This window comes from Rouxiella sp. T17, assembly GCF_036663475.1.
In the GTDB taxonomy this organism is placed as follows: Bacteria; Pseudomonadota; Gammaproteobacteria; order Enterobacterales; family Enterobacteriaceae; genus Rouxiella.
Map to the genome: position 1 here is coordinate 62193 of NZ_JAWUEA010000027.1, position 13500 is coordinate 75692.

General features: G+C 52.0%; 11 protein-coding genes. 5 read left to right on the forward strand and 6 right to left on the reverse strand.

The features are described from left to right. Nucleotides 1–53 precede the first annotated feature (53 nt). From SC206_RS08105 to SC206_RS08115, 3 genes are all read left to right on the forward strand, one after another. Nucleotides 54–3167, forward strand: coding sequence for a hypothetical protein (locus SC206_RS08105; protein ID WP_332735972.1), 3114 nt, complete (start codon nt 54–56; stop codon nt 3165–3167). A gap of 72 nt (nt 3168–3239) precedes the next feature. After that, nucleotides 3240–4055 (forward strand): sugar-phosphatase, encoded by an 816-nt coding sequence (gene yidA / locus SC206_RS08110; protein ID WP_332735973.1) that lies wholly within the window; start codon nt 3240–3242, stop codon nt 4053–4055. A gap of 38 nt (nt 4056–4093) precedes the next feature. After that, nucleotides 4094–5377: a DUF3748 domain-containing protein gene (locus SC206_RS08115; RefSeq protein ID WP_332735975.1), complete on the forward strand. Its 1284-nt coding sequence runs from the start codon at nt 4094–4096 to the stop codon at nt 5375–5377. 23 nt (nt 5378–5400) lie between these two features. On the opposite strand, the gene SC206_RS08120 is transcribed toward SC206_RS08115, so the two are convergent. Beyond that, nucleotides 5401–5748: a YceK/YidQ family lipoprotein gene (locus tag SC206_RS08120; protein WP_332735977.1), complete on the reverse strand. Its 348-nt coding sequence runs from the start codon at nt 5746–5748 to the stop codon at nt 5401–5403. A 383-nt stretch (nt 5749–6131) separates the two neighbouring features. Here SC206_RS08120 and ibpA point away from each other — a divergent pair, with 383 nt between their 5' ends. After that, on the forward strand, nt 6132–6542 hold the full coding sequence (gene ibpA / locus SC206_RS08125) for a small heat shock chaperone IbpA (RefSeq protein WP_332735978.1): 411 nt from the start codon (nt 6132–6134) through the stop codon (nt 6540–6542). 204 nt (nt 6543–6746) lie between these two features. Then, nucleotides 6747–7196: a small heat shock chaperone IbpB gene (ibpB, locus tag SC206_RS08130; RefSeq protein ID WP_332735980.1), complete on the forward strand. Its 450-nt coding sequence runs from the start codon at nt 6747–6749 to the stop codon at nt 7194–7196. Between the two features lie 99 nt (nt 7197–7295). Here ibpB and SC206_RS08135 read toward each other — a convergent pair whose 3' ends face one another. The 5 genes from SC206_RS08135 to SC206_RS08155 form a co-directional block, all read right to left on the reverse strand. Next, nucleotides 7296–8555 (reverse strand): valine--pyruvate transaminase, encoded by a 1260-nt coding sequence (locus SC206_RS08135; RefSeq protein ID WP_332735982.1) that lies wholly within the window; start codon nt 8553–8555, stop codon nt 7296–7298. A 235-nt stretch (nt 8556–8790) separates the two neighbouring features. After that, complete coding sequence (ghrB, locus tag SC206_RS08140) at nt 8791–9771, reverse strand: glyoxylate/hydroxypyruvate reductase GhrB (RefSeq protein WP_332735984.1); 981 nt, start codon at nt 9769–9771, stop codon at nt 8791–8793. 76 nt (nt 9772–9847) lie between these two features. After that, nucleotides 9848–11116, reverse strand: coding sequence for an MFS transporter (locus SC206_RS08145; RefSeq protein ID WP_332735986.1), 1269 nt, complete (start codon nt 11114–11116; stop codon nt 9848–9850). Nucleotides 11117–11306: 190 nt separating this feature from the next. Beyond that, nucleotides 11307–12074, reverse strand: coding sequence for a sugar phosphate isomerase/epimerase family protein (locus SC206_RS08150; protein WP_332735988.1), 768 nt, complete (start codon nt 12072–12074; stop codon nt 11307–11309). A 228-nt stretch (nt 12075–12302) separates the two neighbouring features. Further along, nucleotides 12303–13340, reverse strand: a complete 1038-nt coding sequence (locus SC206_RS08155; protein WP_332735990.1) for a LacI family DNA-binding transcriptional regulator — start codon at nt 13338–13340, stop codon at nt 12303–12305. Nucleotides 13341–13500 lie beyond the last annotated feature (160 nt).

Sequence of the window (13500 nt, forward strand, 5' to 3'; positions counted from 1 at the left end):
TTTTGCTTTAATTCCATGAATCTCAGGTTAAATAGCGCAGGAGCCGCAGGACTATGCCACGGATTTCAGGCACACAGCCATTACAGATTAGGGCCAATAAGAATGAAGTAAAAGGGCGTGATTTTTTCACGCTGAAAGGCAAATCTCAGCGCCTTTATCTTGAAAAGATAGACGTTTTAGAGGCGAAAAACGTCGCGAATTCACCCAGCAGCCTCTATAAAAACGCGGTAAAAGGATCAAATAGAAATTCGATTCCGACAGCCTTTTTTTCCACCGCGTTAGGGCTGGGTTTATTGGCGAATCTGCCGAGCAGGCATGCCGCAGCGCCTTTATCGGCTAAAAATGCGTTATCAAAGCCGCCAGATCGAACGCTAAAAAATCGCGATCGACTGACGTCGATACACTTACCGCAGTCATTGCCTGACTGCATGCAAAAACCTTCCTCTCAACCTTCGCGGTTTACCCAAAAATCCACGCTTTCCGCCAGAATTTTTCCCCCCTTAATTCCCTCACTTTCAAGCTTAAAAACGCAGCGTGGCTATCATCACGCACCGAAAACGCTGCCTGCAAAGCCGCCCGATGCCGACACTGTTTTCGCTTCCACCACAGAAAGTGTTCCGCCGAATTATGGCGAAGTTGTAAATCGGCGTGACGTACAGCGCGGCAGAACTAAACGACAACAGCAGGAGCGAGACGATAAATCGTCTAGAAATCAGGGCGATGAGCATTATTGGCCGCCGCTCGATGCGTTGCCTACGCCGGTTCCGCCGTTTGCACTCGAGCAAACGCGGAATGTTACAGCACCGGCCGCGGAGCATCGTTGGGAAAAGCCGTTGAAAGAGGTGATCGGCTATCTGCAAAGCCCACGAAATCTGCAAAATACGCTGCCTGCGGGCTATCCGTCGTTAGCCGCCAATCGGCTGGATACCGCGAAGTTTTACTATATAAAAGACCGCCATTCAAAAGCCGTTCATCCAAAAGCTGTTCATCCAACAGACAGTCATCAAAACGTTGAGCCTATGCGCAGCGATGAGGCGCTTGTAGAGTGGGCCAATCGGCTGTTGGATCCCGCCGCCGCGAATTATTCACTTTCCGCCGCGCACCGTTTTATTCGTCATGAAACCCTGCTGTATTATGTTAAATCAAAGATGACTGAATGGGATTTGAATGCCGCGAGCGACACGTTCGACGCCGATTTTCTGGCGACTCATCGTCAGCACAACTCCCTGAATATCCCAGAGGCGGCGGTTCAATTTTATGCTGCACAGTTTAAAAAGCCTCAACGTAAACCCGCAGAACCCTTTAAAACGCGCGATCAGGCTGGCGGATTAACGCCGTATTACGCGCAGTTTACTGGCTATTTAGCCCATCACGCCGCCGATGATGCCGCCACGCTGGTAGCGAAAACCGTTATTTTCCAGAATATTAGTCAGCTTGATTTGGAACGGCACTATGTCGCGCTGTTTTCCCTGCGGATTGGTGAGGTGGAAACCGTCTTGCTGCCCCACACGGCGTATAAAACGGAACAAACGAATTACGGCCCGTTTATTTATATTCTGAAAGGCGACTCGGGAAAGATCTATGCGGCGAGCCTGTGGGGACCCGCGCTGGTGGTCGCCGACGTTAGCGCGCTGTTTACGCCAGAGATTATCGAGACGATTAAAAAGGTCGAAGACGGCAAGCGTATTCCTGCCGCCACGCTTGAAAGCGACGCCGTTCTCGCGAAATTATGGCCCACTTTTATAGAGGGCACCGCGTCGAAAAAGCCTGTCATGGCGCGATTTGATCGCGAGATTGAGTTCAACATCACCACGCCGACGCTCAACGATTGCCTAGTCAGAATCCAGCATCAGGCGATCAACACCTATGTCGATGGCTGGCGCGACAGTAATTTGAATAAAACCACGCTGGAAAGCGTGCTCTCAATCGTGCCTTTCTTTGACGTTATTCAGCGAAAGCTGCACGATCCTGATTACCATCCGACCTTAAAAGAGCTGGCCTTTGATGTAATAGATTTGGGCATCACCTTGTTTATGTTGGGCATTCCTCTCATGAAATTGAGTCTGAGTGGTCTAAAAGCTGGCCTGCTGGCCTTGAAGGCGGGGCGCGCGGCCGGATTGATGGGCGCAATATTGCGAAACTTCGTGCTCAAGGCTATCCAGCCGACGGTCAATAAAATGGCAAAAATAACCGCGCTGGAAATCGCCGGCTTTGTGGTTCCTCCTGTTGATCTTGCGCGCTTACTGCGTAAACCCTTGCGCGCGGTGGGTCGAAAAATTCATAAAGCGGCCAGCAATCAATTGATAAGAAAGCCATTAATCAGAAAACAGCTCACAAGACGCTGTCGGCGTGCCATAGGCGGCGCCTGCCTGCCGTTTACTCAATCGGTCAATGGCTTTGATTTGAATGAATGGGAGAAATTGCTGACAAAATTGGTGAGCACGCCCGTCACCTGGCATGGCACGATATTCAACCGCCAGTATCGACACAGCTATATCAAGGCGTTCCACCAGCTCAATATTGAGCAGCAGCGCGCGATCCGCGACTGGTCGTTTATGCCCAAACAGCGGCGTTACAATAACTATCCGCGCAAAAACAGCTCGCCCGAAGGCATGGGCAATGTCAATTTCCAACTCAATGAAGAGCTAGTGAAGACTTTTCCCGATGCCACCATGCTGCGCCGCGCCGGTGACCTGAGAAATGCGCTGAGAATGCTGCCCGATCTCCCTTCGCGTCAGCGGCTGATCCGCGTGGTCGATATGCCGCTCAATAATATGCTGCGTTTCCGCGCGGGGGATATTGTCAGTAATTATCCGATCTTTATGTCGGCCTCGGCGGAAGGGCGGCTACTAAATATTGCCCTTTATCGCGGCGCGCTGTTCAACCCGAAGTGGATTAACAATCCAGATTCTGTGATTGCGGTCTATATTATCTCAGGGAAACGCGCGAAGCCGCTGATGCTGCGAGTCGCCAGTCAGGTGAAGCTCGAAAGTGAGTATCTATTTGAACAGAAAAGCTTTTTCAGGATAGAAGCCATCACCAGCCTGTGGCAGACCCATCCGGGGCGATCGCCCAAAGAAGTCTATTTTATCAGGCTGGAAGAAATTCCCTATCATCGTATATTAAACGTGAAAAATATTTTCACTGGCGACAAAGTGTCTTTATAGCCCTTTTCAGCCTCGCTTTACGGCGCACAATCGCGCTAGCATGGGAAACATCACCTTAACTCTGAGGACGCTATGGCTATTGAATTGATTGCAATTGATATGGATGGAACATTGCTCAATCCGCAGCATGAAGTCACGCCCGCTGTGAAGCAGGCGCTGTCGGCCGCCGTAAAGCAAGGGGTTCAAATCGTTCTGGCGACGGGACGACCTTTTATAGGCATCAAGCGTTACCTGCAAGAGCTGGATCTGCAACAGGAAGGATGTTATTGCATTTCCAATAACGGCGCATTAGTGCATAACGCCGCAGATGGCAGCATTGTCGCCGAAACTACGCTGGATTTTAACGATTATCTCTATTTCGAATCGTTGGCGCGTTTGCTGGGCGTGGGCTATCACGCGCTGACCTATTCCGACCTTTATACCGCCAATCAGGATATCAGCCCGTATTCTATTCACGAGGCTTATATCACCGGCATTCCGCTGCACTATCGCTCGGTTGAGCAGATGGATCGCAGCATGCGTTTCCCTAAGGTGATGATGATCGATCACCCCGAGATGCTGGACCACGCGATCACGCAAATTCCTCAGGATGCCAAAGAGCGTTACACCATCATGAAGAGTTCGCCTTATTATCTCGAAATCCTTGATAAGACGGTGAATAAAGGACAGGGCGTTAAAAAGCTGGCCGAAAAACTGGGCATCGCGCGCGAAAATATCATGACGCTGGGTGACCAGGAAAATGATATTGCGATGCTGGAATATGCCGGGTTGGGCGTGGCGATGGGCAATGCGCTGGACAGCGTAAAAGCCGTCAGCCAGTTTGTGACCAAAAATAATACCGAAGATGGCGTCGCCTTCGCGATTGATAAATTTGTGCTGAATAAGTAACTATTAAACAGATAAATACGCAATAAATAGGGAAGAACGTGGCAGGCGAAAAGCAGTTAACCTTTGATGCACGGGGTCACCAGCTGACCAATATTAATGTCTGGACCGCCGACAGCCAGTGGTTAGCCTACGACGTTCGCCCGAAAGGCAGCGAGTTTAGTGGCGCAACCATTGAGCGCATCAATATTGTCACGGGCGAAGTGGAAACCCTGTATCAGGCGACGCAGGGCGCGCACGTCGGCGTAGTGACGGTCAGCGCCGACGCCGCGCCTCGTTATGTCTTTATTCACGGACCCGAAAATCCTGACGACGGCTGGAAATATGATTTCCACCATCGTCGCGGCGTGATTCTGGACCCGAAAGCGTCTGCCACACCCGTCACGCTTGATGCGTTCGACATCACCGAGCCCTACACGGCTGGCGCATTACGCGGCGGCTCGCACGTGCACGTTTTTAGCCCCGACGGCAGCCGCGTCAGCTTTACCTACAACGACCACGTCATGCACGAGTACGACGTCGCCCAAGACCTGCGCAACGTCGGCGTCGCGCTGGCCGACAGCCCGGTTTTATCCGCTAAAAAACATCCGCGCGAATATGACGGCAGCCATTTTTGCCTGCTGGTGAGTCAAACGACCGCGACGCCACGGGCCGGAAGTGACGAAATTAATCGCGCCTATGAAGAAGGCTGGATAGGTCAGCAAGGTTATTTGAAGGCTGACGGAGAGCGTCAGCGCTGGGCGCTGGCGTTTATTGGCGACACGCTGTCGGAAAACGGAGAGAAACTGCCGGAAGTGTTTGTGGTCGATTTACCCGACGACGTGCAAGATTATCAGCAGGCGGGCGCGTTTCCGCTGCAAGGCACCGCCACGCGGCTTCCGGCGCCGCCCGCCAAGGTGAGGCAGCGCAGAATCACCTTTACCGGCGATCGCGATTTTCCGGGCCTGGTTTCCCAGCCGCGTCACTGGCTACGCGCCTCGCCCGATGGCAGCACGATCGCCTTTTTGATGAAGGATGACCACGGCATTGTGCAAGTGTGGGGCGTTTCGCCTACCGGCGGCGAGCCGTGGCAAATCAGCCGCGCGCCGTCTGCTATTCAATCGGCGTTTAACTGGCATCCGGATGGAAAGCGGCTCGCGCTACTCTGTGACAACTCGGTGATGCTGCTGACCGTTGCCAACGGCGACATGCAGCGTTTGACGGAAAGAACCGACGTGCCGCCAAGTGGCGATGCGGTGGTCGTCTCTCCAGATGGAGCGTGGGTGGCGTATATGCGCGAGATTTCCGGATTTAATCAGCTGTTCGTGACGGCCGTTCACCCATAAAAATCGCTGAACGAAGGCCGCAATCAGTTTGCGGCCGCAGGAACAGGGGGAACGTGGTTGATATCAACGCCGTGGCTCAACGCCAGGTTGTGGTCTTCGCTCGCCTTGATGCGCTCAAGCGTGCCCGGCCTGTCGCGGCGATAATAATCGTAAGGCAGTAAAAGTGTGTCCAGCGCGGCCGAAAAGGGGAGATCGACAATCAGCAGCGGCGTCATCGCCCAGCTGGTTTCATCACTGCCAATCATTCTGATATCGGCTTTAGACCCGGAATAATACCCCTGAGAATCGCCGGTGTGACTCATTACGCTTGAACAACCGCTTGCTAAAAAAGCGCATCCTGTCGCTACAGGTAATAAAAAAAATTTCTTCATCTTTAAACTCATCTCTAACTGTCGGGCTGAGGATGTTCTTTAAAACCTACAAAACAGGTTCAGAAAGTGCGTTTAAAATTGTAGTACCGATTTACGCGACTATCGTGATTATTCTTATAAATCACCGGTTAAATCGTCTATTAAATCTGGCTTTACGTCGCCTTATCTCGCCGACATTATACCGATGAGCAGGTAGACCTTTTGTAACCTAACCAACATTAATCCAAATTTTTTTGTTTTTGATGCTTGAAATCAAATTTTTCAGCACCATTTTTATCACACGACGCTGCTAAAGAATACGCCGTCAGGGTATTCGCGCGTTATCGGCTTGTCCAAATGGAAAGCCTCTATTTTTCCTCGCTGCATGTTAGGAGGCAGTATTAATGCGTAATTTCGATCTCTCTCCACTTTATCGTTCCGCCATTGGCTTCGATCGTCTATTTAATTTAATTGAATCAGGCCAGAATCAGGGCGGCGGATATCCCCCGTACAACGTTGAATTAGTTGATGAAAATCACTATCGCATCGCTATTGCGGTGGCGGGTTTTGCCGAATCCGAATTAGAGATAACCGCGCAGGACAACATGCTGGTGGTGAAAGGCGCACATACTAATCCACCGGCGGAAAGAACCTATTTATATCAGGGCATTGCCGAGCGTAATTTCGAACGTAAATTCCAGCTGGCAGAACATATTCAAATTAAATCGGCCAATCTGGCGAACGGTTTACTTTATATCGATTTACAACGCGTGGTGCCTGAAGCATCAAAACCGCGTCGCATTGAAATAATTTAATACTTTGCTGTTTCAGTGAAATTACATGAAATTTCTATCAATGCTTATCTGCGTTTATGTAGATGAAAGATGTAGATGAAAGACGTAAATAAAAGCAGTAAATAAAAACCTCTGAATCGCTCGCCGTAAGGGAGTCGTGCTTTGGCAATGGCGTCACTGCACATCAGAAAATGTGAATCATCTCGCTTCAATGAAGGAGTTAATATGCGTAACCACGATCTTTCCCCACTGCTGCGTCAATGGATTGGCTTTGATAAATTAGCCAGCAACCTGCAAGGCAGCGATTCCAGTTATCCTCCCTACAATATCGAGAAGTCAGACGATAATCATTATCGCATCTCGCTGGCGCTCGCCGGTTTTAAACAGAGCGAGCTGAATATTGAGGTTGAGGGCACCAGGCTGACCGTAAGCGGCACGCCGACGCCTGCCGACAGTAAAGTCGAATATCTGCATCAGGGGCTGGTCTGCAAGGCCTTCTCGTTGAGCTTCACGCTGGCCGAACACATGCAGGTTGCCGCCGCCGAGTTCGTTAACGGCCTGCTGCATATTAGCCTGATTCGTGATGTGCCGCCTGCGTTGCAGCCACAGCGCATCGCCATTGGCACTGACAGCGACGCGACGGAAAAACCGGCGCTGGAAAATCATCCCGCCTAAGTCATTTTCATCGACTACGTCGTTTTAAACGGCAATAAAAAACCGGAAGCGCCTGCTGTTACTGGCCTTCCGGTTTTTTTTCATCTCTCACCCGCTGTTTTAGGCGACGCGATGCTCTTGATGGGCAAGCTCAATCTCTTCGGCAAGAATCTTCACGCCGCGTTCGATTTCACTGGCTTCAGGCACGTAATTCATGCGCATACACTGCTGCGTGTGCGCCCACGGATGCTCAAGCCCCGGGAAGAAATAGTCGCCCGGCACCATCAACACGCCGCGTTTTTTCAGGCGCTGATACAGCACTTCCGTGGTAATCGGCAGATCCTTGAACCACAGCCACAGGAAAATCGCGCCCTCAGGTTTGTGGATCAGGCAACGTTCTTCCGGCAGATAACGGCGCAGCGTGGCGATAGTTTCCTGCACGCGCTGATAATAAAACGGACGAATAACCTCTTGCGACAGCCTGAGCAGGTCGCCGCGGGCAATCATTTCATTGGCCATCGCCGGGCCGACGCTGCCCGGAGAGAGGCTGATAATCCCGTTCATGTTGCTGATAGCCTTGATGTATTTCTCATCGGCCACCACGATGCCGCAGCGCGAACCGGGCAGGCCGAGCTTGGAAAGGCTCATGCACAGAATAATATTTGGATTCCACAGCGGCGTGGCGTCGGTAAACACGATGCCCGGGAATGGTACGCCGTAAGCGTTGTCGATAAGCAGCGGAATGTCGTGCTGCTGCGCCAAACCGTCGAGGCGAATCAGCTCTTCATCGGTCAGCACGTTACCGGTCGGATTGGTCGGACGCGACACGCAAATCAGCCCGATATCGTCGCCAATCGTTAAGTGATCAAAATCGACGTGATATTTAAACTGGCCTTCAGGCAGCAGCTCGATGTTTGGTTTGGCCGAAACAAACAGATCTTCGTCGACGCCCGCATCGGCGTAGCCCAGATATTCCGGTGCCAGCGGGAAGAGCACTTTGCTCAAGGTGCCGTCGCTGCGGCGGCCCGCAAACAGGTTGAACAGGTAGAAAAACGCGCTCTGGCTGCCGTTGGTCAGCGCGATATTATCGGCGGTCAGCTCCCAGCCCTGCTCTTCGCTCAGCATTTTGGCGAGCGCGTGGCGCAGCACGTCTTTGCCCTGCGGACCGTCGTAATTGCACAGCGCTTCCGTCAGCTTGCCTTCCGCCAGCATATCGGCCAGCAGAGTTTGGAAATATTCCTGCATCTCAGGAATTTGCGCCGGATTTCCGCCACCCAGCATCACAGCGCCCGGGGTACGCAAACCGTCATTCATGTCGCCCATCAGGCGAGTTATGCCGGAAAAACGGGTAAATTTTTCACCGAATACAGAGAACGTCATAGCTTTTTTTGCGTGTTATCAAAATGTGACGCCCACCTTAACGCCTGCGTCGCGGCTGTGCAATCGGCGGAGATAACTAATGAGGTTTCGAGGAGAGAACGAAGAGAGAACGAGGAAAGCGGGAAGGAAGCGCGCGGCACGTGCCTTTGTATAAGCAACGCGCCACGCAATTTTCTTTAATATCAGTCGATATCACAATAAAATCAGGAAAAAATCACAGTTCTCAGCAAAAAAATCAGGATTTCTTCAGGTCTTTTGCATTGACACAGAACTCGTTGCTCTCACCTGACAAGGCAGTAATCAGGTTTTCGACCGCCAGCTCGTCCATGTCGTAGCGAGTTTGCGCGGTTGCCGAGCCAATGTGCGGCAAGGTCACCACGTTTGGCAGTTTGAGCAGGCCAGAATCTTTAGGCATCGGCTCTTTTTCATAAACGTCGAGACCTGCGCCATAAATCGTGCCGTCTTGCAGGGCTTCAATCAGCGCCTGCTCGTCGATAACCGGACCACGGCCTGCGCTTATCAAGATGCCGGTCGATTTCATCTTGGCTAACTGCTCTTTGCCAATAATGTGGAAGGTCTGGTCGCTCAACGGCAGAATAATAACAACGAAATCAGACTCTTCCAGCAGCTGGTCGAGCGAACATTTACGCGCGTTGAAACGCTCTTCAGCTTCTTTATGCTGGCTGCGGGCGTTGTAAAGTATCGGCATATCAAAGCCGAGGTGCGCGCGCTGGGCGACGGCCAGGCCGATACGGCCCATGCCCACGATGCCGAGCGTTTTGTGATGCACATCAAGGCCAAACCAGTCGGTTGGCGCATTGCCGTCCCATTCACCCTGCTTGGTGAGGTTTGAGAGTTCGACCACGCGGCGAGAGGTTGCCAGCACCAGCGCAAACACCAGGTCGGCGACGGTATCGGTCAACGCGGCAGGCGCGTTAAACATTGGAATGCCACGACGGCTCATCTCTTCGACGTCAAAACTGTCGAAACCGGCCGACGCCGTGGAAACGCCGCGCAGGCGGGGCGCGTGGCTCAGTAACTCTTTATTAATTGCGCCGCCGGACCCCAGCAATCCTTCCGCCTCTTTCAAGGCTTCGAATACCTGAGCGCGGTTGGCGTCATTAATTCCATTGAATTCAACGACCTTGTAGTGCTGCTCAAGACGTTCATGCAGATCGGCTGCGATTTTTTTGTAGAGAACGATAGACGGCTTCATTACTTACTCCATCAAGCTAACGATTAGTAGACTGTTTGTTCAGTAAGACAATTCATTGATTAAAATAGAGACTATTCTAATGAGCCTCAAGCGGTTCCGCTGTTTTTTCGGGTTTAACCATCAAGGTCAAGATAACCGACAGCAGCAGAGAGACGGCCATGAAGATAAACGACGCGGCGGCATTTCCCGTGCTGCCGTTCAGATATCCCACAAACCACGAACCGAAAAATGAGCCCAACGCGCCAAGGCTGTTGATCAATGCCATCGCGCCACCGGCGACGTTTTTCGGCAACATTTCAGGGATAATGGCGAAGAACGGACCATAAGGGGCATACATCGCCGCACCGGCAATCACCAGCAGACTGTAGGAAATCCAGAAGTTATGCTGACCTACCGCCCACGAACCAAAGAAGGCAATCGCGCCAATCAGCAGCAGCGGCCAGATAAACAGCTTACGGTTTTGCATTTTATCGGAGGCCCACGAGGCCAAAATCATGGCGATCGTTGCCGCGAGATAGGGCGCCGACGAGAGCCAGCCCGCTTCGACCATGCCCATTGATTTTCCGGCACGCAGAATCGACGGCAGCCACAGCACGAAACCGTAGACGCCAATGCTCCAGGTAAAGTACTGAATGCACAGAATAATCACGTTACGCGAACGGAACGCCTGACCGTAATTTTTAACGGCCTTGATATTCTTCTGCTCGTCGGCCAGTGCATCGGCCAGCGCTTTTTTCTCGTCTTGATTAAGCCAGTTAACCTGCTCGGGCTTGTCTTTGACCAGAAACCACCAGAAAACCGCCCAGATTACCGCCGGAATGCCCTCGAAGATAAACATCTCGCGCCAGCCAAAGGCGTGAATCAGATAACCCGACAGCACTGACATCCACAGCACGGTCACGGGATTACCCAGAATCAAAAAGGTATTGGCGCGTGAACGTTCGGATTGGGTAAACCAGTTGCTGATGTACACCAGCAGCGCGGGCATTACCGCCGCCTCGACGATTCCCAGCATAAAGCGGATCACCGCGAGCAGCGGAATACTGCTGACAATGCCGGTTAAGGAGGCAAAGGCTCCCCATAATACCAGGCACCAGAAGACCAGCTTTTTAACGCTGCGGCGCTCGGCATAAATGGTGCCGGGGATCTGGAAGAAGAAATAGCCGAGGAAAAACAACGCGCCAAGCAGTGATGACATGCCCTTGGTAATACCAAGATCGTCATTAATACCGGCAGCGGACGCGAAGCTGAAGTTGGAACGGTCGACGTATGCCAGACTGTAGGAGATAAAAATGATCGGCATAATGAACCACCAACGTTTGGCGGCCAATTTAACCTTGCTCATTTTCAGGCTCCTTGTCAGAACAAATCGACGGATTTCGCGCCGTCAGGCTTATTTTTTGTTGGCATTCAACGGGTAAAAAACGGCTCATCTTGCCCCCTGATTATTATTCAGTCCCTGTCGCTTCCTGGCGAATTACCCGACTTCCTTGAAAAATAATAGATTCATTTAAAAATAAGTGATTCGTTGCTGACTACACGGCACGCAGCAAATCAACGTAATGACGGGTAACGGCGGTAAGGTCATCGCCTTCCAACGGGAACTCAATGCCGCGCGGAGCCGTGTTTGGCAAGGCCGCGAGCACGGGTTTCCAGCTGCCGTCGCTGTCATCGAGCGCCACGGCGTGGAATTTTCCGTCGCGAGATTCTGCCGCTTTTACATGGACATAGCTAACGTGTTCACGCAGCGTATTGGCGGCTTCCAGCGCGTCCTGACCGACCCACAGCCAGTTTGCCATATCAAACGTCATGGCGACCGGCAGGTGCAGCGCTTCTGCGGCGTAGAAAAAGGCGTTCATTGGATGCAGAATTCCGCCGTCAGGGGTTTGGTCATTTTCAACGACCAGCTCGACGGCGTGCTGTTTCAGCAACACTTTCAACGCCGTTAAATCTTCGCCCGGCACAAAGGCTCCCAGCGCAATTTTCAGCTTTTTGGCCTGTAGACGTTCGGCCTCGGCCAGAAAATCGGCCAGCGAAGGATTGACCTCACCTTTTGCCAAAAACAGCGATTCAGGCACGGAATAGAAGGCAAACAGCCCGTGTTGACGAATTTCCTGGCCTAAGGTTTCAAGCCGTTCAATCTCGCCGTCGGCAAACAGCTCGCGACGAATTTCAACGCCGTCCGCGCCTGCTTCGGCAATGTGTGTAAGGAGCGCAGACTGGCCGCCCAAATCCTTGACCGCCTGATAGCCATAAGCGGCGGTTACAATCACGATTTCTGCCACGTTATTTGAAGTGCTCATGCCAATTTTCCTTGATGCGTCGACGTTGTTAAGCCCTGTCGGGAAGCGAAATAGTGCGCGAAACCCGATAGTTAAAGGTAGGTCAATTTTCGCGAGAGGCGTAGTTTCTGTTAACATTACGTTAACTGGAACCGGTCCCAAGATAAAGGTCGAACACAGGAAAACACGATCTCGTGGGTTAGAACGAGATCGAGGTCACGATTTTAGCGTATCGTTTCCAGAGGAAGATTAAGCAGATTGGGTTGAGCCACGGATAATCAGCTCGCCAGAAAACGAATGTTCGCGGATTGGCTCATCACTTCCGTGAATACGTTTCACCAGTTGGCCGAGCGCGGCAAATCCCATGTCATACGTTGGTTGTCTAAGCGTCGTAATGCCCACGCCCGCCAATTCGGCCCATTCGAGGTCATCAAAGCCCAGCAGGCCGATATCTTTTCCCCACACCATGCCAATTCGACGCATCGCACGGGCAATCACCAGCGTCAGCGCGCCATTAACCGAAATCACAGCGCGGCGTTTATCGGGATACTGCGCGGCAAAATCCAGTAACAGTTTTTCCAGCCCTTGCTCATCTTCGAGTTCGACTTCGCCCTGTTCGGCAAACTTGTGCGGCGTTTTCTGCATCTGTTTAAGGAACGTGTGCAGACGGTCGAGACGCGTATTGATGGTGACAGGTTCGCTGAGGAACAAAATCGCCTCAAAGCCTTGCTGCAACAGGTGTTGGGTCACTTCGGTAGTCGCTTCGGCGTTATCAAGGCCAATCACGTCGCAGGAGAAATTCGCCACTTTACGATCGATAAGCACCATCGGCATTTGCGATTGCTGAAGGGAAGAAATCGCCTCTTCGCGCATGCCGACGGCGTTCACTACAATCCCGTCAACCCGATAACTGCCGAGCAGCTGAAGATAGTGTTTCTCCTGATCAAATTCGTTGTTGGTGTTGCAGACCAACAGCGTCAACCCTTGCTGACGACAGGCTGCCTCAACGCCGCGCATCACTTCGACAGAGTAAGGATTAGTAATATCGGCGATGATCAACCCAATAAGACGCGTTTCGCCACTTTTTAAAGAGCGCGCCATTTGGCTTGGCTGATACTCGAGTAGCGCGATGGCCCTTTCGATTCGCTCTTTCAGCGCGTCGGAAAGCAGATGCTGTTCGCCATTGAGATAACGCGAAACGCTGGTCTTTCCGGTTTTGGCGGCGCTGGCCACGTCCCTGATGGTGGCACGCGGAGTAGGTGTTGAAAATGTCTTGGACCTGCTCACGGTCGGTCTCCTTTAATGATCGCCAACCGATTGCGATGGTTGGAAAAGTTGTTAAAAAGGAGACTAGCACACTGTATTAGATCAGGGCAGGCAGAATTTGATGCAGGAAGAAACCGGCAATCTCTTGCCGGTTAGAGGATTACAGCAGTTATTGAATCAG

Coding starts and splice junctions, on each gene's coding strand:
- SC206_RS08105 (WP_332735972.1), top strand. CDS start 54: ATGCCACGGATTTCAGGCACACAGCCATTACAGATTAGGGCCAATAAG.
- yidA (WP_332735973.1), top strand. CDS start 3,240: ATGGCTATTGAATTGATTGCAATTGATATGGATGGAACATTGCTCAAT.
- SC206_RS08120 (WP_332735977.1), bottom strand. CDS start 5,748: ATGAAGAAATTTTTTTTATTACCTGTAGCGACAGGATGCGCTTTTTTA.
- ibpA (WP_332735978.1), top strand. CDS start 6,132: ATGCGTAATTTCGATCTCTCTCCACTTTATCGTTCCGCCATTGGCTTC.
- ibpB (WP_332735980.1), top strand. CDS start 6,747: ATGCGTAACCACGATCTTTCCCCACTGCTGCGTCAATGGATTGGCTTT.
- SC206_RS08135 (WP_332735982.1), bottom strand. CDS start 8,555: ATGACGTTCTCTGTATTCGGTGAAAAATTTACCCGTTTTTCCGGCATA.
- ghrB (WP_332735984.1), bottom strand. CDS start 9,771: ATGAAGCCGTCTATCGTTCTCTACAAAAAAATCGCAGCCGATCTGCAT.
- SC206_RS08145 (WP_332735986.1), bottom strand. CDS start 11,116: ATGAGCAAGGTTAAATTGGCCGCCAAACGTTGGTGGTTCATTATGCCG.
- SC206_RS08150 (WP_332735988.1), bottom strand. CDS start 12,074: ATGAGCACTTCAAATAACGTGGCAGAAATCGTGATTGTAACCGCCGCT.